We start from the raw sequence: 20299 nt of genomic DNA on the forward strand, positions 1-20299 counted from the left end.
CGGAGCAAAGCGAGGAATTTCGGGATATCGCGAAAATCGTAGGTATTGTCGCTGTCGCCGATGATTATGTACCTGCCTCTGGCTTCGCCCAATCCCCGCAAATACGCCGCTCCGTACCCCTGACGCGCTTCAAGAACGACTTTAGCCCCTAATTCCCGCGCGATCTCCATTGAGCGGTCGACCGAGCCGTTATCCGCCACGATTATCTCTCCGCGGATATTGTCCCGGGCAAAAACATCCAGGGTTTTCTTAATGCACGTGCCGATGCCGGCCTCTTCATTCAGGCAAGGCATTACTACGGATAGCTCTATGTCGGCAGGATCAGTCATTATCAGTGCCAGTTGATCTTAAATACCCCTATATGATGCTCGCCATCGTTCTCTTCGGTAAAAGGCGTAAAATGCGCCATCCCCGCGCCTTTAAGAAAGCTCAACCGCACGAATACGCTGCGCATTAATTCCGGGCTCATCATCCACATCCGGTACCCCGCCGGTTCATCCATTATCAAAGCGGAAAAATTCTGGTCGCCCTGCGGATAAACCTTCTCGACCGATTCCCCGCTTTTTGAAACGAGGATATTCTTCGGCGTACGGAAACTGCCCTCTTTATCCGAATAAGAATAAAACGCCTGTTTCCCCGGATTATATACCGAACCGTTGTCAAAAAACACCAGATCATCCTTAAGCTGTCCGGCCGCCGCCTGGCCGTAAAAGGCGTATTTGCGGGATATCCAGCGCTGCAGATCGCCCTGCCGAAGCAACAGAACTTCCTGGCAAAGCCGCTGCGCCAGGTCCTTATCTATCCCCAGCTTCCCGGACAAATATTCAACCATCTCGGTTTTATCCTTTTTATAGGCGTTCTGGGCGATATACACCCTTGCCAGGTCCCAATTGCCCAAATAGGAAATAGACGGCATCTTGCCGAACATAGAAGAATCCACGATGAAATAAGCCGGAGCCGGTTTTGCGTACATGACCGCAGCCACTTTCTTTGCTTCTAAAGGAGACAAATACGAATAAAGCTCCCTCAACCCTTCTTCCGGTGCCATTAATATTATCTTATTTAACAACATTATCGATTGAAAAGGATCCTTGATCCGGGCATTCACCTCTTCATACGCGCGGTTGCCGCCGTTATTGAGCATCCTCAATATGCCTATTGCCTCTTTCTCGTCATTGGTCGTCAAAACCCTGGCCATCCAGTAGGCCTGAGGCGTATTCTGAGATTGGCCGTCGAAAATAACCCTGCGCCTGCCAGCCACCTTGAAGAAATCGCCGTAATCCCACCAGGAATTAATGATCGCTTCAGCCGGGGTTTTATCGCGTATCGTGGTCATCGCGGAGTACCATGAATCAGTCATCATCGGGAATACCGCGCCGGCGGATTTCCAGCCGTTGTTCCAAAATTCTACGCCGGCCACAACTCCGGCGACAGCGAAAACAACGGTAAAGACCCATCTAAACCTGTCCTTACGCGATTTAATGTAATCCAGGCATTCCGTGACCGCGCCTCCTAATAATACCCCCATCGGAATAAGCATGAATACCGTAAATCTCACTCCTTTTGACGCCAGGACAAAAACTATAATGAACCATATGACCATCATAAATACGGATTCCCTCTTTCCCCGGTCATACGACCTATTGCGTAAAAGCATAACCATCATTCCGGCCACAGCGCAGATAAAAAGATACATTCCCCCCAGCGAATCGGCGATCTCCTTGAAATCCGGGGCCTTTAGCTCTCCCACGGTGGAATAAACATTCGGCCACACCGATATTGTCAGAGGATCATTCAATATCGGCAGTTGCTTTATATTCATCAGTATCCCGCGTAAAGGCTCTAATCCGGCCAAGGTGAGAATAAAAATCAGCGTAGAAACCGCTAATATCCCGGACGAGATCAAATGGATCTTGACATCCTTAGATATATCCTCCTTGAATTGCAGGCGAGCGGAAAAAAGGTCGGCAAAAGAATATATTTCATAGGCGGCCAGGATCATCAAAACTATCCCCCATCCGGGCCAGTTCGAAGCGAACAAGCCCACGAATAAAGAAGCCATGCCGATCAACAGGGCCCTGCGGCGTAATTTCATTTCGCAGTAAGACCGGATATAAAAATAAACAGCCGCCAGGGGGAACAGCAGATTCAGGATATCCGTGTCGAACCAGCCGCAACAGCTGCGCGCAAGAAAAATAGGCGACAAGCCTATGAACAGGCAGGAAACAACAGCGGGCCAAAGCCCGTAAAAACGCAGGCAGAAAATATACAGAACCGCCAGGAATACCGCGAAGAACAAAAGCGGCAGATAAAAAAGAAACGCGAAAAGCCGGATATCGCCGAACAAACGGACGGTTTTATACAAAAAAGCCGACGAATAGAACAGAAACCTGTTCCATCCCAGCAGGTCCTCGCCGTTAGGCGCAAGCATCAGCATATCGCGCTGTTTGCCTTTCACTACCACATCGCCGGGATGTCCGTAATTGCATATATTCTCCACATACCTTGCCCAATGCCAGCAATCAAGCTCCATCAAATATGTCTGGCCGTATTTATCCTGGTACCGGTCTTTCAGCTTAATGTACTCCTGCTGAGTATCCCGTTTGATCCTGCCGGCCTCGTTTTTCTTATAATCGGCTTTATATACTTCAAAAAGGCTGGCCTTGGCCAGATCGGAGAAGCCCGGGAATTTTCCGTTAAGGTCTTTCGCGGCTTTTCGATCCGTCTCTTGAGCGGCCATGCGAGCCGCCTGAAATTTCAACTGGGGGAAATACGCGGGAAAACTGCGGAAATAGGCATTAATGCCCAGGACCGCAGCGAAAAGGAAAACAGCTAATAATTTATTTTTCATAGGTCGGGATCAGGACGCAGATACCGCAGGCATAAGAACAGTAGTGCGCATTTGCACAGTGGGATTATCCGCAGAGGCGGTTAATGCAGGCGACCAACGCAAAGATAAAACTACCGTAAGGACATTATCGGTCAGAATATGGTTGGTGCCGATATTCCCCTGGAATTCCAAGCCGCTAACAGGAACAACCCTGTCTGTTAAAACCTGGTAAGTACCGCTGGCCGGAGGCATCGCCGCGCTCACTGTATTAGTATAAAATCTTAACTCCGAATCCACCAGGCAGTAATCCGCGAACATATCGCTCGCGTCTATAGTTCCGGGGATAGTGCCGGTATCCAGCCTTATCCTTATCCCCCGGCCTGTAGGATATCTGGTTACAGTTGAATGAGCGCTGTCGCCTATGGCCAGGGACAGTTTCTTGACCATATGCTCCAGGACATAAGTAGAATCGTTTTGCAGCTTGGCCCGGCGGTCAGAGGTAAGCAGGTGGTAATGGCTGAACAGCTCAATGCTGTAAAAACCCATTATCACCATGCCCATTAAAACCAGGCAGATCAACAATTCAATAAGAGTAACGGCTTTTTTAGGGTGTTGTATCATTCCAGCGCATATCGACTTTAACCCTTCGCAGGTTAGCGGCCGAAGGGGCCGGCACGTCGGTCACATTATACACGGACGTATAATTTATGCCGTTAATAACCTGATACGGGCCTGTCCGAGTGCCGAGCCGAAGATCATTATTGGCATTATTCCAAGTATCCTGCCTAATCGCGTTATTCAGCGGCTCGATGAAGGAACGGGCGAACTCTAAAGCGGTTATCTTGGATTGCCCGCGCATAAGCAGCCGCTTGCTGGTAATAAAAACATTCACCAGGCCGATCATCACCAGCGATAAAAGAAGCATGGCGACCAAGATCTCCACCAGCGAAATACCATTATTCTTCTTTCGCGGGGACGCAAAAAGCATATTTTTCCCGGTTTATACCAGACCTATAAAAATAAAAGTGACTACAGCAAATCCAGGGACAGTGTAATCACTTTTTGATGATCCGGCGTTTATCGTGGGCCATTCTACCAACTGCAACCAGTCCCGTTGTACGGCTCTTCGGTAGTCTGGTTAATACATAATACAGTAACATTACTATCCTTGACCCTGCCGGCCTTGGCCGTGAACGTCGTAGTATTGGCGCCAATAACCTTATAGTTCCAGTTAGGATTGGTTATCGGCAATGAAAGCTTAAGGTTGCTGTTAACAGCGGAACTGTCGGTCTGGTTCATATAAACCGTCGTTTCCAGTCTATAGATCTTCTCGGCCGCGGCAATAAGTTTCAAATTAGCCTGTGCCTCTTTCTTCAAGGCCTGTTCCCGGGAACCGCTGAATTGCCCTATCGCCAGGGTAACCAGGATCCCGACAACTATTAAAACCACGGTCAGCTCAACGATAGTAAAAGCAAAAATAGCTTTTCGCATAATCATGGTTTAAATATTATTTACCACACACAACCAGCAGTAAAAGCTTCCCGGGAAGTGGCGTTTATGCACCAGGCTGTAGCGTTATTATCCTTAACCCTGCCCGCCTTGGCCGTAAACGCCGTAGTATTGGCGTCCACAACTTTATAATTCCAGTTCGGGCTGTTCAACGGCAAGGAAAGACGCAGATTACTGTTGACCTCAGACGTATTTGTATAATTCTTATACGTATCCGCCTGCAGGCTTAAGTATTTTTCAGCCGAAGCTATGAGCGCAAGATTAGACATTGCCTCTCTGCGCACAGCTTGCTCCCTGGTCCCGGTGTACTGGCCGACCCCCACAGTTGCCAAAATGCCGACGATGATCACCGTGATGATCAATTCGATTATGGTAAACGCCCTAAAACGATTTCTCAACTTGCTATACAGTTAACCCGGTTTAATATCCGGCGCCGCTGGTATAAGTATCCGTCCCGGCCGCGTAATTTACCGCCAGGGTGACCGTATGCGCTGTCCCGTGATTCGGCGCTTTGCCTGATGCCGTGCATCTGGTAGCGGTAAAAGTAGCTGCCGAAGCGGCGTTGGAAACGCCATAGCTGAAAAAGTGCGAAGCCCTGCACGCGCTGGGCACCAGATCATTGCCTGTGCCTATGCCGAGATTTGCCGCGGTGCAGTCGGTGGCGTCCTTACCCATATAAAGAGCCGCGCAAAGGCTTCTTAACTGTCCCAGGATCTGTTTAGCTTCCGCGCCGCGGGATCTTTCCACTACGTCCGTGTACTGTGTAAAACCGACAGTAGCGAGTATGCCTACGATTATGATAACGATCAAAAGCTCGACTAACGTAAAACCCCTTTTCATACCTGCCCCCTTTTTAGAAAAACCCATTTAACTTGTCTTCTAGAACAACCCGGATTTTAATATCCGGCGCCGCTGGTATAAGTATCCGTCCCGGCCGCGTAATTTACCGCCAGGGTGACCGTATGCGCTGTCCCGTGATTCGGCGTTTTGCCTGATGCCGTGCATCTGGTAGCAGTGAACGTGGCCGCCGAAGCCGCGGGAGTAACGCCGTAGCTGAAGAAATGCGAAGAGCGGCACGCGCTGGGAATAAGATCAGTGCCGGTGCCTATACCGAGATTTGCCGCGGTGCAGTCGTTGGCGTCCTTACCCATATAAAATCCCGCGCACAAACTCCGCAACTGCCCCAGGACATTCTTAGCTTCCGCGCCGCGGGACCTTTCCACTACATCAGTATACTGGGTAAAGCCGACTGTGGCAAGTATGCCCACGATTATGATAACGATCAACAACTCGACCAGCGTAAAACCTCTTTTCATCCCATCTCCCTTTTTAAAAAGAACTATTAATCTGGGCCTACAATAGCCCTATTTTAATATCCGGCGCCGCTGGTATACGTATGCGCCCCTGTCGCGTAATTAACCGCCAACCTAACCGTATGCGCTGTATCGTGGTTCGGCGCCTTGCCTGACGCCGTGCATCTGGTGGCGGTAAAAGAGGCTGACGACCCGCTGGTCGCGACAGCATAACTAAAATAATGCGAAGGCCGGCAATACCTGGGGATCAAGTCAGTTCCTGAACCTATCCCCAGATTAGCCCGGGTACACTCGGCGACACTGCTTCCCATGTACCGGGCGGCGCACATAGTGCGTAACTGTCCCAGGATCTTTTTAGCCTCAGCTCCGCGGGACCGCTCCACCACATCAGTATACTGGGTAAAGCCGACTGTGGCAAGTATGCCCACGATTATGATAACGATCAAAAGCTCGACTAACGTAAAACCCCTTTTCACACCTACTTCCTTTTAATTAAGTATAACAAACGAAACTATTGATTGTCAACCGCTTTATTTGCGCCTTAACCGCCGCTTCCCATATTACTTAACTGGAAGATAGGCAAGAACATACCGATAACCATCAAACCGATCACCACGCCCATAAATATCAGGATCAACGGCTCGAATAACGCCACGAACCTGGTCAAAAATGTTTCCACGTAATCCTGATAGAACACGTTTATCCTCTTGAACATCTGTGAGAGTTCGCCGATCTCTTCGCCGATACTGACCATCTGAATGACCATAGGTTCGAAAAAACCGCTTTTTTCCAGCGGCTGGCTTAACGGCTTGCCCGCCCGGACATCCTCCTTTATGTCATGGATTATATCGGCGATGATCACGCTGCCCACGCTCTGCTCGGTGATCTCCAGGGAATAAAGGATCGGAACGCCGCTCTCGATAAGCGTGGACATTTCCGATGAAAATCTTTCAATATTGATCGCCCGGAAGAATTCCCCGAAGACCGGCAAACGAAACAGGAATTGCTCATAATTTTTGCGGCCGTCCTTTGTTTTGATATAGCGTTTAAATAACACGAAAAAAGCGACGCCCCCGCCGATAATATAAATCAGGCCTTTGCGCATAAAAGCGCTGAGATTTATCAATATCTGCGTCGGCGCGGGCATGGTAATATTGAAACTTTTAAATACCTCGGCAAACGCAGGGACGATCTTGATCGTCAGGAAAAACAATGCCCCGAAAGAGGCGAATAACAATATAGCCGGGTATATAAGGCTGGAGATCATTTTACTGCGGAACTCGGCATCCCGTTCCAGGTAAAGGGCCAGACGATCCAAAACTACCGAGAGATTACCGGAAGCCTCGCCGCTTTCGACAAGATTGACCCAAAGCTCGGAAAATATCTTCGGATGCTTTCCCAAGGCCTCATGAAAGCTTAAACCTTGCTCCATATCGGCCTTCAACGACTCGATCGCTTTAAATAATTTCTGGCTGGATACCTGTTTGGAAATGGTATCCAGGCTTTTCAATATCGTAATACCCGCTCCCAGCAATGTAGTCAACTGCCGGCAAAAAAGCACCTGGTCGGCGTTATTTATCCCGCTATGATGCTTGGTCTTATAGCCGATCTTGGATTGCGAAGAAATCGCCAGGCTGTCCATCCCTTCCTTGGATGCAAGCATAACGCTTACGACCAGCAGGTCAGAGCCCTGCAGCCGGGAGATCAACTCTTCTTCGTTCAAGGCATCCTGCGCCCCGGAGACCTTCTGCCCGATCTTGTCCCTGGCAATATAAATATATTTGGGCATTTTATTCCACTCCTATGGATACGGAAACCGCTTCTTCAATCGACGTTAATCCTTCAGCCGCTTTCCTGAAAGCCGACTCGGCTAATGTCTGCATACCGGTCTGGCGGGCTATTTCTTTTATTTTCTGAAAACTTGCCCTCTGGCTGATCAATTCCCTGATCTGGGTGTTTACCAGCATAACCTCGGCGACGCAGATCCTACCACGATAGCCTATATGATTGCACTTGGGGCATCCCTTGGGTTTATATAAAAGATCCGCCCGTATATTCGCCTCTCTGAGCTCATCCGCTGTAGGCTCATACGCCTCTTTGCAATCCGGGCAAAGCCTGCGGATCAAGCGCTGTCCGACGACGCATAATAAAGACGGAGTGATCAAATACGGTTCGATCCCTATATCCATAAGGCGGTTTACCGCCGAAGGAGCGTCATTGGTATGTATCGTGCTTAAAACAAGATGCCCGGTCAATGCGCTGCGCAGGCAGATCTCCGCGGTCTCCAGGTCGCGCACCTCCCCGACAAGCATAACATCCGGATCCTGCCTCAAAAAACTGCGCAATGCGGAAGCGAAGGTCAGCCCGATATCCGGTTTTATCTGCACCTGATTAACCCCGTCCATTTTATATTCAACCGGATCCTCCACAGTCACAATGTTGCGGGTAGGGCTTTTTACCTCGTTCAATAACGCATAAAGCGTAGTGGACTTTCCGCTTCCGGTCGGGCCGGTAACCAAAATAAGGCCGTACGGGGAACTTGTGGCCTTGCGCAAATCCTCAAGTTGTTTCGGCTCAAACCCCGACTGCTTTATGTCCAATATAGATGCGCCCTTATCCAGGATCCTCAATACCGCTTTCTCGCCGTATATCGTCGGCACCGTAGAAACTCTCAGATCGACCGCCCGATCGTCTATCTTAGCCAGGATCGCGCCGTCCTGAGGCAGCCTCTTTTCGGCGATATCCAGCTTGGCTAATATTTTTACGCGCGAGATTATCGCCATATGCAGGTGCTTTGCCGGCGGCGGTATCTCGAAAAGTTTTCCGTCGATACGGTAGCGCAGGGATATCCTGTCTTTAAAAGGCTCGATATGTATGTCCGAGGCCCGCTCATTGATCGCCTGTCGGATGATCAAATCCACCAATTTGACCACCGGCGCCTCTTCCGCCTTGGCCACTAATTTATCCAGGCTAAGCTCTTCTTCAGTGTTTTCGGCGGATTCCGCTATGTCATAGGTGGCGCCGACATCATAAGAAGCCTTTACCGCGTCTTTCAGCATTGAAGACTTGCCGTAAAAATCCTCGATGGATTTCAATATCTCTGATTTTGTCGCTATCACCGGATTGATCTCGCACCCGGTAAGCTTCCGGAGATTATCGATAAGGAAAAGATCCAGCGGGTCGCACATAGCCACCGTTAAAGATTTCATAGTATGCATTAACGGCAGGACGAAATTCTTATAGGCGAAATCATGAGGGATGAACGCTTCCAGCTTCTGGTCGGCGGCAGGTTTCAACATACCCGTGCCCAGGCTGCAATAAGGTATGCCCATCTGCTTGGCGAGGAGCCGGACAATATCCTCCTCCTTGATGATCCCCAGTTTCACGATCACCTCGCCCAGACGGCCGCCATCCTTCTTCTGGGAGGCGAACGCCTTATCCAGGTCCGCCTTGGTGATCAAGCCTTCTTTAATAAGAAGTTCGCCTAATTTAAGGTATTTTTCAGTTCCCATTAATTCTTTTTCTCGTCAAAAACATTAAGGATCTTGTTTATTTCGACTTTTCGCTGTTCCTCATTGGCGGGCGCAAGGGGCTGGGACAGCGGTTCAGCCAGGGTATTTTGCGCCAGCCGGATATTCGGATCCCTTACTATATGCGGGGTGATAAAAACCAAAAGTTCCCGCTCTAAGTTCTTGTCGGTGGATTTATGCCGGAACAACGCGCCCAATAACGGGATATCGCCTAAAAGCGGTACCTTCCTTTTTATTACCGATTTCTCATGATGGATCAACCCGCCCAAAACCACGGTCTCCCCGTCTTTTATCTTTACTATGGACTTGGTGCTTCTGACCTCAGGGTCAAGCGCGACTTCATCAGCCACGCTCTCGCTTTGAGTGGCAGAGCTGGTTTTAGGATTGATGACCATGGTGATCTCGTTAGAATCCAAGTTTATCTGCGGGGTGACCCTCAGGAATATACCTATGCCTTCCGGGGTAAGCGCCAAAGAAGTGGCTCTTTCATACTCAGTATCGACTATCGGATTTCCCGAAGCGTCCGTTGTGCGGGTGCTCTTCACGCTGACGATCGTATCCTTGGTTACGCCGATCTCCGCGGTCTCGTTATTCAAGGTAAGGATCCTCGGCCGGGCCAGGAACTTAGTATCGCTTTGCTGGATCATAAAATCCAGCAGCATACTATATTTGGTGCCCAGGGTAACCGCTCCCGCTGAGTTTGCCTTGGTGGAATCTCCGAGATAATAATCCAGTTTGGATAACGCAAACCCCTGCGGCCACATTATCGTCAAAGGATTCGGGGAATCCAGGTCGCCGATGTTGAAACCGATCTCATCCATTGTGTTCTTATTGACGTCGAGCATCTCCACTTCCAGCATTACCTGAGGCTGCGGGACATCCAGGGCAGCAAGGACCTCTTCAATGACCGGGAAACGGCTGGGGATATCGGTAATTATCAGGCTGTTGGTCCGGCTGTCCTCGTTAAGCTTTCCGTTCGAACTAAGCACCTGCTTGACCGAACCGGTTATATCCGCCTCGGTTTGCGCCGTATCGGAGTTGTTTCTGGATGACGAAGTGGAATCAGACTCATCATCCGTCTGATTCTGCGAAAAAAGCCCCTCCTCGAACAAATCCATTTTTTCCTTCTCCAGATTAGAGCTCGACACAGAGCGATATTTCAATTTATATATCTTGGTGATCGTATTTATCTGCGGCTCGCCCCAATACTGGACAATGAAGATATTCGAGGCCTTATCATAGGAATAAGTCAGATTATTAGCCTCAAAAAGCCTGTTCATCGCATCTTTTATCGGGACCTTATCCAGATAAAGGGTGACTTGGCGGTCTTCCACATTCTCCGAGGCGATAAAATTAAGCCCGGATTGTATGGAGAATATCTTAAGCACATCTTTAAGATTCGCGTTTTGCAGGTCCATAGAGATGCTCTGCCCGGTATCCAGAGACGGCAGTTTATCTGCCGCGTTCAAAACCGAAGGGGGGAATAAAAAAAAGGAAAAAATCCAGGTTAAAACGAATAGTCTAAAACGGCTCTTCATCGATCGCCTCCTTTTGGTTTTCTCAAATATTCTCACAGGTCCTTTAATTATTATTCCGTTCATTCCGCGTCTCCCGCAGGGGCATCCTGGGGCGCCCGATCAGTATCGCCTTCTTCCGCTTCAGAATTACCTATTGTCTTCTTTACCTCTTTTTCGCCTCTTTTCCCGACAGATCTCCGGAGCTTCTTCTTTTTATCCGCTGTTTTTGCTAAAGCCTGAGAGCTCGCTCCCGGAGCGGATAGATTAAAATCTTTCCCTGAAAAAAGTATTTTTATGCCGTCTTTGGATATAACGGTTATCTTGGCGCCTTTAATGCTATCGCCGACCTTCACCACCTTATTATCGATTATCGCCTGGGCGTAACTGCCCCCCCAGAATATGCCCTGGATATTCATTTCCGGGGGTTTGATCGCCGCAGTGTCCTGGGCAACTTCAACCGATACTTCCGGTTGCTTGACCGGGATATCATCGAGGTTGGAATCAAAAGGATCACGGTAATCCTGGGCACTATAATCGACTCCCGGCTCCGCGGTCACAGCGGGGCTATTAAGACCCGCCGCGTTATCCGTCTGCGCGTATAAATACAAACCGCGGCTATGCCCCGCCGACACCGTCCAGCATATGATCATAATGAACAAAAAAACGTTTTTTACCTTCATAATCATCCTTTAATCCTTGATAAGAATAGTGCTTACCGAGATCCTGGCCGAGATCTTGTCCTCCACGGCCTTGGGATTAGAAACTATAGATAGATCGTCGATATTATAGATCTCCGGGGATTTCTCGATCCTGCTGATGAACTTGCCCATTTTATGATAACTATTTGTGGTTATGGACAGCTCGAACGGATATTTTATATACCCCCCCCCTGAAGGGAACACTTCGTTTTGAGGTTTGATAAAAGTGATCTTAACCTGGGTTTCCCGCGCTATGTTGCCCAACTTGCTGATCACCTCGGAAATAGCCTTATTGTTGACGTCGTCTTTTATTATCCGGATATTATTCTGCAGTTTATTTATGCCCTGCAGGATCTCGTTCTTTTTGACTTCATTGTCGCGCTCCTCTTTCAACAAATTCAGTTCGCCCTCTTTACCGCGGTAAATGTTAAAAGCGACAAAGATACAAACCCCGACTATCGCCAGATTAAGGATGTTTCCCTGGGCCTTCTTCATTAAGGCATCAGTACTCATATCATTCGCTCCTGCAGACAATTACAAAGTTAGTCATCGACCCGCCTCGTTCGGAACTACTCTGGTCCATCGAAACTATATTCATCGAGCTGAAATGCTTGCTAAAAACGCTGTTACCTTGCAGATCGCCCAAAAACTTGTTTATCATCAGGAATTCCTGATCGCTGTCATCAAGATATACCGACCCCTGCAAATTCAAAACCAGCTTGCGGTCGGCGCTCTTAAATGTTATCTCGTTGAGCCAGATCCCGCGCGGCAACACCCTGGGCAAGGCGTCCAAGGGCTCGGTAATGAAAATACGCCTGCGTAAGAGATCCTTGATAACCTTAAGCTTCTGCTGGTATTGGTTGAGCACATTGGTCAGATCCCCATAACTCATAGTCGCTGACACGGACGGCACCTGCTCGCGGGAATTAATTATCTGGACCAATTCCTCCTTGACCGGTTTTTTAAGGTAAAAGTCCGCCAGGAACGGCAATACGATAATAATCAGGCCCAAAAGGACCATTCTGCTGTTTATCTTAAGTTCGGCCAAAGAAGACATATCAAATAAACCCGCGCCTTCCCCGGGCTTACCGTACCCCTTCTTCTTCTGAGGAAGCAGATCCACTTTGATATTGGTCTTGATGACCTTTGCCAGGGAACTGGCATAGGCCTTGAAAAAGCTTAATGAAAAAGGCGTCTTGATATCGACAAACTTCTTAGAGGCGACAAACTGGACATTCAATCCTCTTTCCTTAATGAACGCCTCGAGCTCTGCGCGATATTCCTCAGAAGAGATAAAAACCACGTTTTTGATATTTTTTGTAGGGAATTTACGCAGATAGAAATCAAAAGATATGCGCAACTCCACCTTCAACTTCTCCAAATTATCCACCAGGCTTACCGGTAGCGGCTGCTGCGGCTGAACCGCCATAGCCGCGGATTCGCCTCCTAAAATAATATCCCGGCTGAATAACGGGAACCCGTTCTCCAGAACAATGAAATTAACCTCGTCCTCCGCAGCCAGGTCGGCGTTAACCACCGCCACAATGCCGCTTTCCCTGAGCTTGGCCAATTTGAGCAGCCGCAAAATGCTGTAACCGGCATACTCTATAGAATTCACCTTGATACCCAACTGGGTAAAAACAGAGAGGTATTTATCCAGGCTTTCCTTCTTTATCCCTACGAAAAGAATGAAGTTCTTGTGGTTGGATTTGTCAAACTGGGTCTGAAAATCAGAGACCAGGTCTTCCACCTTGAACGGTATATACTTCTTCGCTTCGAACCGCACCGCGTTATAGAGCTCGTTTTGCGGCAAAACCGGCATATGAAATGTCCGAACGATCAGGTCGCGGCCTAAAAGAACGATATTCGCCTCTTTTACCGCTATCTGGTTCTTGCTCAATTCTTCCTTAATGACCGTAGCCATACGCACGCCATCCGGGACCTTGAATTCGGAATCGCTGGCGGAGAATCTTTGCGCGAGTATCTTGATATTATTAAGCACGCGCTTGCCGTCAGTTTCCACCAGATGTATGCCTCCGGGGCCGAAATAAATACCTAGAACGCTCATCTTATCGCATAGCTCCTATCTTAGAATTTCTTCTTCGGCTGCGCAGCCAATCATCGATATCCTTGCGGTCAAAGCGCCAGACTCCCCCGACTTTGATCCCGGATATCTTGCCCTGATTAAGCCAGTTATAGATCGTCTGCTTCTGGATCCTCAGGTAATCAGCCAACTCCTCAATGTTCATTAATCTTGACATATGGCGTCTATTTAGATAGCGTTAAATTACGATTGTTTTAATTAGAACATAATCTTTCATTGTTGTCAAGTGTTTTTTAAAAAATTTTATAAAATAACATAACATTACTATGTTTATATCTATGATATTACTCCAACTTACTTAGACTTACTCGGGGGATTCAGAGAATAAAAACAGAAAAAGAAGGGATTAACTTGCGGTATAATTCACTGTAGCGTTTATTTGCCGCCTGCCCAAAGAGCTGTTATACGGCCCCACGGTGATCTGGATATAATTTATAGATACGGGAAACTCCATATCAGTCATATTCGGCGAAACCAGGTTCGCGGTAGTGCAAGGGAATACTCCGGTTGCCTGGCGGCAGATCACCCGGGTAAAAGAATTGCCTGTTCCCGTAGCCCAATTAGGATTATTCTTTTGAAGGCTGGCTATGGCCAGTTGTATTCCCGCCTTAGCGGCATAAAAAGCCTGGATACGCCTGGTTTGCTTGTATGTGAGCTGGCTTTGGTTGGAAATAAGGTTTAATATTACGTTGGAGAGGATCACTACTACAAGAATAACGGCCAACACCAAATATAACGCTATGCCTTTCCTATTGGTAGTGTTCATTTGGAAAGCTATCCGTTTTTTCTTAAAGCCGCAGTATACTCGCCGTCACACTTGCGGACCACAACATGCCCTTCCCTGGCCAGCCATCCCAGGCTCATCAACACCTCTTCCCGGGGTTTAGATATTCCTTTTACCAGGGTATTCAACGGCACCTCCCCGTTATTATCCAGAAAATGCCATATCTCTCCGGCGATTATGCCTATTTCGGTAATCATTTTCGACCTCCTGACTGTATTGTAAATACAAAACCGATTGTGTCAATCATTTTTTGTTAAAGCTTGCGCACCGAGGGCATACGGAGATGCTTTCCTCTTTTGTATTTATATAGGTATATGTGCATACCGAGCAAAACCAGATAAACTTCTGGTCGAGAAAAAGCTCTTTTTCTTTCTGCCGGTTGCCGGTAAGCCATAAAAAGAACACAACAGAGATCGCGATTATCAGATAGATCGCTATAGCCAGCGTAAAATCGATCCTTATCATATTTATTTTGAGAGGTCTATCTTGGCCGGCTGCCAGTTGTTCGGGGCAAACCGCGCCTGCTGTATGAAAAGATAATGGCTGATATATCTCAGGCATAAAAGGTCAGCCTCAAGATTACCCGAAGATATTTTACGCTTTACCGCGATAGCCTTATTCCTTTTACCGGATATTATATTAAACATAAGCTCTATATGCACTGTCTGCCGGTCACGAAAATACAGCTGCAGCTGATAAGGCAAAAGAGGATGGAATATAAGCGGCGAGTCTTTCCTCGCCGGCATAGCGAACACCGCCGGGGCTTCCTGAAGCATCACCGGCTTATCCTGCTCCAAAGAAGCAAAACGCGCAAATGGCTTAAGATTATATTTTATGTCCGCTGACCGGGACTCATGGTTAGATATCCGCAGAAAGCTGACCCCGGAAGCATTTTCAGACAAACCAATGGCGTCCGCTTTCCTGCCTGAAGCCCGGAATGCCAGGTCTGCGGCTGGAAGGATATCGCCCCAGAATATCAAAGTGCCGTAATCCAATTTCATAGGGTCTTTGCCCAAAGATAACGTAAAAAGGCTTAAAGCCAGGATATGCCCCGCCAAAGAGCACAAAAGCGTGTTTTTGAGATTGACGGTTGTCATTCGCGGTCAGTCGCTATGCTTATCCGTGATATTCCGTTATCCCGACAAAGATCCCAGATCTTGATTACTTCAGAAAATACCGCGCCCTGCTGCGCCTTGATCAAAACAGCGGATCTCCTCTGCGCTATTTCCTTAAGGTATGCTTTTAAGTCCTCTAACCCGGATCGATAACCGTCCAGATAAACACTGCCGTCAGAGCCTATGATTATCTGCGCAGGATGAAATCCCAGGGTATATCCGGTAACCATACCCGGCAAAACCAACTTCGTCGTTGAAAGCGCGGTAAAATTCGAGCTGAGCATGAAAAAGATCAAAAGAAGGAATACCACATCGATCAAAGGCGCAACCTCGATCAAACTCAGCCTTTTTTCCAGTTTTAAATGCCTTTTAAATCTCATTATTCGCTCAGAAAATTGACCAGTTCAGTGGAAGCTCTCTCCATTTCCAGGATAATGCCGTTAACCCGGCTGACCAGGTAATTATATGCCGCAAAAACAGGTACGGCGACCAGGAGCCCGGCGATCGTGGTCAACAAAGCCTCCCACACCCCTGAAGCCAGGTCGCTCACCGGGACAGGGCGCAAAAGCGTGGCCTTGGCCTGGATGACCTGGAAACAACGGAGCATCCCCACCCCTGTCCCTAAAAAACCCAGAAGCGGCGAGATATGGGCTATGGTCGCCAATACAGGGATGTTCTTCTCCAGCTTGGGGATCTCATACAACGATACGTCCTCGATCGCCTCTTTGATCTGTGAGCGCGGCCGGTCGTATTTAAGTATCCCCGCTTTCAAGATATGCGCTACCGGATGGTCGGTTTTTTCGCAGACCTGCAAAGCCTCTTTTATCTGATGATGCTTTACCCGGTCCAGCACAGCGGAAAGCAGGCTGTGGATGTCGATCTTCAGCCTGCGCAGGTAGCATACGCGCTCAATAATCACGCCAAATGCAATGACCGAACAGGCAAGAATAGGCCACATCATCGCGCCCCCTGCCAGGAACAACTGCCACAAGCTCATATTGTAAAGGTCCATCAACGCCTCCTTAATAAACGGCCATTGCGGTCAGCGCTATTGCGTCTTTAAAGCCTCGATCCGCTCCTGCGCGAACTTGGATTCCGGAACGCCGATCTCTGCCACCTTTTTATATATATTAACCGCTTCCGCGAATTTATCGGAATCCTCGTATATCTTGGCCACTCTTAAAAAAGACTTTATCCCCAACTCCGCGTTCCGGGTATCCAGGTAGGTGACCTTCAGATACTCTTCGACCGCATCCTGGTTCTTCCCCTGGGATTGGAGCATCTCGGCTATCTTAAAGCGGATCTGGGGGACCTGGCGCAGAGGGACCAGATCAAGGCTCTTATAGTAGGCGATCAAGGCCTCGTCATATTTACCCATCCGGGAAAAAATATCACCTATCCTTGGATATATCAAATGCGCCAGATTGGGGTATTCCTTGATCTTCTCCTTATATATGCTGACCGCCAGATCGAGCTTTTCCTGCCTGGCGTATATGTCGGCGATGGCTATTTCCGCCTGTCCGGCAAGTTCGGATTTGGCCAGGCCTATCACCTTTTCAAAATTGCCCACCCCTTCCGGATATTTGCCTTCCTCGGCATAGATCGACCCCAGCGCGTAATACGCGTCGGATGTAAGGTTGCTTTTGGGAAAATCGCGGATCAAAGCGGAAAAATATCTTTTCGCCAGGTTCAGGTCGTTCTGCCGGTAATAAAATTCGCCCAGCCACCAGATTATCGCCGGGGTCAGCGCCGAATCCGGGTACTTGGCCCGCAGGCTGTTGAACCTGGACATCGCTTCTTTATCGTTGCCCATCTGGGAATAAGAATCCGCTATTTCATACTCGCACCTTTGCACCAGCTCGATATCCTGGCCGTATATCCTGATTATGTTCTTAAAGACCTCGATCGCCCGGGCAAAATCAGCCAAATTATAAAAACTGGTCCCCAGAAGATACATCGCCTGAGAGGCGAGATTGCTCTGGGGGAATCCCTCCTGGAACTTCAGGAATATCTCTTTGCTGGAATTATAATCCTGCTTTTGAAAATAAGCCAGTCCCAGCGCGTATGAGGCGTCATCCAAAAGCGTCGAAGACGGGAAATTGCGCTTGAAATTCAGGAAACTTAAAACCGCGCCCTCATAATTGGAAAGCTTGAGCATGGATAAACCCAGCTGATACTGGACATAATCCCCATAAAAGCTGTCCGGATAATCCCTTAATATGCTGTCATAGGTCTCCTGCGCCTTGACGTAATCCCCTGAATCCTGATAGGCGTCCCCGATCTGGCAGAGCGCGCTGATCTTGATTATTTTGTCCTCGCTCAAGCTTACGATCTTTTTAAATTCGGTTATCGCCTCTTTGAACTGCCCGTCTTTCAGATAAGCCCAGGCCAGGCCGTAATGCAATTTGTCGATCATTTCAGCGGGAATGGACCCATCTGATACTTTATCGGACGCCTCCAGGTATGCCGCTGCCGAGCCCTTGTATTCTCCCAGGCTGTAAAGCGAATCCGCCTTGCCCAGGTATGCCTGGACCAGGGTGACCGGGTCATTCGTGCTCTCGATCAACCGCGCATATGTCTCTTTTGACTCCTGGAATTTACCGGTATCGAAATAAAGGATCGCCCGGCCCAGCGATAAAGCGTCCTGGCTGTGCTTTTCCAGAGAATCCGCCGGGATCAACTTGAATGAACCTTCAGCCTGTTCATACTGTTTTAGCTTCAAATACGCCCAGCCCATACCCAGCCGGGACAAGGCTTGGATCTTAACATCGTCAGTAGCGCTGACCACCCGGGAATACGCGTCTACCGCGTCATTGAGATTACCCAGGTAATATTCCGCTTCAGCCAGATAAAAATAGAGATAGGCGGTTTTCAGGTTATCCCGGCTGTAATTCTTCAGGTGCGCCTTCAACTTATCCTTAAGCCCGGAATAATCCTTGAGGTTATAAAGGCATTCAATGACCTTAAAAGTCGCTTCCTGCACCTGGGGATGCATGGGAAACTTTTCTTCCACGGTCTTGAAGCTCTCCAGCGCCTCGCGGAACTTTTGCTCTTGAAAAAGGCACCAGCCAAGGGAATAATACGCGGATACCGCGTACGCCGAATCAGGGAATCCGTCTATGATCATCTTATAATAAGACGCCGCCCGGGAAAAATTATTCCCCCGAAAATTGACCTCGGCGATCCAGTAAAAGACCGCGTCCTTTATGTCTTTGCCGCCGGGCAGGTCGAACACCTCCTCAAACTTCTTCAACGCCTCCAGGAACTTGTTCTGGTGGAAATAACACCTGCCGGTCAAAAGATTAACCTGGGCCACTTTTGATGAAGCCGGGTAATTCCTCAGGTAACGCTCCAGAAGCGACAAGCACACATCGTAGAACCCGTCTTCAAAAGCCTTCTGGGCCACGAACAAAGCCTCCGCCTCCCGGGAATTGTCTTCGGCCAAAAGAACCCTGGGAGCGGCAGCCTGGGACAGGATAAAAAAAGACGCAGTCGCGATAAAAATACCGCAAATAGAGCTCTTGAACAGGGATTTTATTTTCATGGTCTCACTATATCACTTTCCGGTTATTTTTCAATACGTTTATGAGGAACTCCCCCGTATATGAATTCTTGACGCCGCAGATATCCTCCGGGCTTCCGCTGGCGGCCAGATACCCCCCGCGGTCCCCGCCTTCCGGGCCCAGGTCTATTATATGGTCCGCGGATTTGACCACCTCCAGGTTATGCTCGATGACTATCACTGTATTGCCCAGATCAACCAGCTTTTGCAGGACATCCAGAAGCTTGGCCACATCCGCGAAATGCAGGCCGGTGGTCGGCTCATCCAATATATATAATGTCTTACCGGTAGACCTGTGGCTCAACTCAGCCGCCAGCTTGATCCTCTGGGCCTCTCCTCCGGATAAAGTAGTGGCGGATTGCCCCAATTGTACATATCCTAAGCCCACCTCAAAAAGGGTACTCAGCGTATTTTTGATCCGCGGGATATTGTCAAAAACGGCTAACGCGTCTTCTACCGTCATCTCCAGTATATCGGCGATGGACTTGCCTTTGTATTTCACGCCCAGGGTCGCCTCGTTAAAACGCCTTCCTTTACAAACATCGCATTTGACATAAACATCCGGCAAAAAATGCATCTCGATCTTTTTTATCCCGTCTCCGGTGCAGGCTTCGCAGCGGCCGCCTTTTACATTGAACGAAAAACGCCCGGGCTTGAACCCCTTGGCCCTGGCTTCCGGTAACCGGCTAAAAAGGTCCCGGATCAGGCTAAAGACCCCGGTATAAGTTACCGGATTGGAGCGCGGGGTCCTTCCAATAGGCTCCTGGTCCACCATGATCACCTTGTCGATATGCTCCAGCCCGTTGATCTTCTTGAAAGCCCCGGGCTTTTCCCGGGAATTATATAACTGGCGCATCAATTCCTTGTAAAGGATATCCGAGATCAGTGTGGATTTGCCTGACCCGGACACTCCGGTAACGCAGTTAAAAACGCCTAAAGGAAATTTAACGTCGATATTCTTAAGGTTATGCTCAACCGCCCCTTTTATCTCCAGAAATTTATTATTTCTCCATTGCCGGCGGGCCGAAGGTATTGCCACTTTCATTACCCCGTTCATATACCCGGCTGTAAGGGAATTGCGGTCTTTCAGCAAGGCGTCTTTTGTTCCGGCAAAGATCACTTCGCCCCCGTGCCTTCCGGCTCCGGGCCCCAGGTCCACCACATAATCCGCGCTGCGGATCACCGACTCATCATGCTCCACCAGGATCAGGGTATTTCCCAGGTCGCGCAAAGCCTTAAGGGTCAATATAAGTTTAGCGGTATCACGGGGATGCAGGCCGATGCTGGGCTCATCCAGTATATAAAGCACCCCGACCAGCCCCGAGCCTACCTGGGTA

At 48.8% G+C, this 20299-nt stretch carries 24 protein-coding genes; all 24 read right to left on the reverse strand.

Annotated elements, in window-relative coordinates:
* Window positions 1-329 (reverse strand): glycosyltransferase family 2 protein (locus M0R35_05715; GenBank protein MCK9595157.1); only part of this gene is annotated, 329 nt, incomplete at its 3' end.
* A 2-nt stretch (window positions 330-331) separates the two neighbouring features.
* Window positions 332-2851, reverse strand: coding sequence for a hypothetical protein (locus M0R35_05720; protein ID MCK9595158.1), 2520 nt, complete (start codon window positions 2849-2851; stop codon window positions 332-334).
* A gap of 9 nt (window positions 2852-2860) precedes the next feature.
* On the reverse strand, window positions 2861-3451 hold the full coding sequence (locus M0R35_05725) for a prepilin-type N-terminal cleavage/methylation domain-containing protein (protein ID MCK9595159.1): 591 nt from the start codon (window positions 3449-3451) through the stop codon (window positions 2861-2863).
* Complete coding sequence (locus tag M0R35_05730; protein MCK9595160.1) at window positions 3435-3818, reverse strand: prepilin-type N-terminal cleavage/methylation domain-containing protein; 384 nt, start codon at window positions 3816-3818, stop codon at window positions 3435-3437. The genes M0R35_05725 and M0R35_05730 overlap by 17 nt, the downstream gene beginning before the upstream one ends.
* A gap of 104 nt (window positions 3819-3922) precedes the next feature.
* Window positions 3923-4321 carry a hypothetical protein gene (locus M0R35_05735; protein MCK9595161.1) on the reverse strand — a complete coding sequence of 133 codons (399 nt, stop codon included), beginning with the start codon at window positions 4319-4321 and terminating at the stop codon, window positions 3923-3925.
* Between the two features lie 20 nt (window positions 4322-4341).
* Window positions 4342-4737, reverse strand: coding sequence for a prepilin-type N-terminal cleavage/methylation domain-containing protein (locus M0R35_05740; protein ID MCK9595162.1), 396 nt, complete (start codon window positions 4735-4737; stop codon window positions 4342-4344).
* Between the two features lie 22 nt (window positions 4738-4759).
* Window positions 4760-5179 carry a prepilin-type N-terminal cleavage/methylation domain-containing protein gene (locus M0R35_05745; protein ID MCK9595163.1) on the reverse strand — a complete coding sequence of 140 codons (420 nt, stop codon included), beginning with the start codon at window positions 5177-5179 and terminating at the stop codon, window positions 4760-4762.
* 56 nt (window positions 5180-5235) lie between these two features.
* Window positions 5236-5655: a prepilin-type N-terminal cleavage/methylation domain-containing protein gene (locus tag M0R35_05750; protein ID MCK9595164.1), complete on the reverse strand. Its 420-nt coding sequence runs from the start codon at window positions 5653-5655 to the stop codon at window positions 5236-5238.
* Between the two features lie 53 nt (window positions 5656-5708).
* Window positions 5709-6128, reverse strand: a complete 420-nt coding sequence (locus M0R35_05755; protein MCK9595165.1) for a prepilin-type N-terminal cleavage/methylation domain-containing protein — start codon at window positions 6126-6128, stop codon at window positions 5709-5711.
* Between the two features lie 65 nt (window positions 6129-6193).
* Window positions 6194-7441 (reverse strand): type II secretion system F family protein, encoded by a 1248-nt coding sequence (locus M0R35_05760; protein ID MCK9595166.1) that lies wholly within the window; start codon window positions 7439-7441, stop codon window positions 6194-6196.
* A gap of 1 nt (window position 7442) precedes the next feature.
* Complete coding sequence (gene tadA, locus M0R35_05765; GenBank protein ID MCK9595167.1) at window positions 7443-9164, reverse strand: Flp pilus assembly complex ATPase component TadA; 1722 nt, start codon at window positions 9162-9164, stop codon at window positions 7443-7445.
* On the reverse strand, window positions 9164-10720 hold the full coding sequence (locus M0R35_05770) for a hypothetical protein (protein ID MCK9595168.1): 1557 nt from the start codon (window positions 10718-10720) through the stop codon (window positions 9164-9166). The genes tadA and M0R35_05770 overlap by 1 nt, the downstream gene beginning before the upstream one ends.
* A gap of 59 nt (window positions 10721-10779) precedes the next feature.
* The gene (locus M0R35_05775; protein MCK9595169.1) at window positions 10780-11379 is read right to left on the reverse strand and encodes a hypothetical protein; all 600 of its coding nucleotides are present in this window, start codon (window positions 11377-11379) and stop codon (window positions 10780-10782) included.
* 9 nt (window positions 11380-11388) lie between these two features.
* Entirely contained in the window at window positions 11389-11910 is a 522-nt protein-coding gene (locus M0R35_05780) for a type 4a pilus biogenesis protein PilO (GenBank protein MCK9595170.1), read from the reverse strand.
* Between the two features lies 1 nt (window position 11911).
* Window positions 11912-13465, reverse strand: a complete 1554-nt coding sequence (gene pilM, locus M0R35_05785; protein ID MCK9595171.1) for a pilus assembly protein PilM — start codon at window positions 13463-13465, stop codon at window positions 11912-11914.
* A gap of 1 nt (window position 13466) precedes the next feature.
* The gene (locus M0R35_05790; protein MCK9595172.1) at window positions 13467-13658 is read right to left on the reverse strand and encodes a helix-turn-helix domain-containing protein; all 192 of its coding nucleotides are present in this window, start codon (window positions 13656-13658) and stop codon (window positions 13467-13469) included.
* A gap of 189 nt (window positions 13659-13847) precedes the next feature.
* Window positions 13848-14267, reverse strand: a complete 420-nt coding sequence (locus tag M0R35_05795; GenBank protein MCK9595173.1) for a hypothetical protein — start codon at window positions 14265-14267, stop codon at window positions 13848-13850.
* Window positions 14268-14275: 8 nt separating this feature from the next.
* Entirely contained in the window at window positions 14276-14482 is a 207-nt protein-coding gene (locus tag M0R35_05800; protein ID MCK9595174.1) for a winged helix-turn-helix domain-containing protein, read from the reverse strand.
* A 46-nt stretch (window positions 14483-14528) separates the two neighbouring features.
* Entirely contained in the window at window positions 14529-14750 is a 222-nt protein-coding gene (locus M0R35_05805) for a hypothetical protein (GenBank protein ID MCK9595175.1), read from the reverse strand.
* 2 nt (window positions 14751-14752) lie between these two features.
* The gene (locus tag M0R35_05810; protein ID MCK9595176.1) at window positions 14753-15382 is read right to left on the reverse strand and encodes a hypothetical protein; all 630 of its coding nucleotides are present in this window, start codon (window positions 15380-15382) and stop codon (window positions 14753-14755) included.
* Window positions 15379-15780 (reverse strand): biopolymer transporter ExbD, encoded by a 402-nt coding sequence (locus M0R35_05815; GenBank protein MCK9595177.1) that lies wholly within the window; start codon window positions 15778-15780, stop codon window positions 15379-15381. The genes M0R35_05810 and M0R35_05815 overlap by 4 nt, the downstream gene beginning before the upstream one ends.
* Entirely contained in the window at window positions 15780-16412 is a 633-nt protein-coding gene (locus M0R35_05820; GenBank protein MCK9595178.1) for a MotA/TolQ/ExbB proton channel family protein, read from the reverse strand. The genes M0R35_05815 and M0R35_05820 overlap by 1 nt, the downstream gene beginning before the upstream one ends.
* 36 nt (window positions 16413-16448) lie before the next feature.
* Complete coding sequence (locus M0R35_05825) at window positions 16449-18944, reverse strand: tetratricopeptide repeat protein (GenBank protein ID MCK9595179.1); 2496 nt, start codon at window positions 18942-18944, stop codon at window positions 16449-16451.
* 7 nt (window positions 18945-18951) lie between these two features.
* Window positions 18952-20299, reverse strand: a 1348-nt coding sequence (gene uvrA / locus M0R35_05830) for an excinuclease ABC subunit UvrA (protein ID MCK9595180.1), incomplete at its 5' end; no start/stop codon positions are given.

It is taken from the genome of Candidatus Omnitrophota bacterium, from assembly GCA_023227985.1.
Lineage (GTDB): Bacteria > Omnitrophota > Gorgyraeia > Gygaellales > Profunditerraquicolaceae > JALOCB01.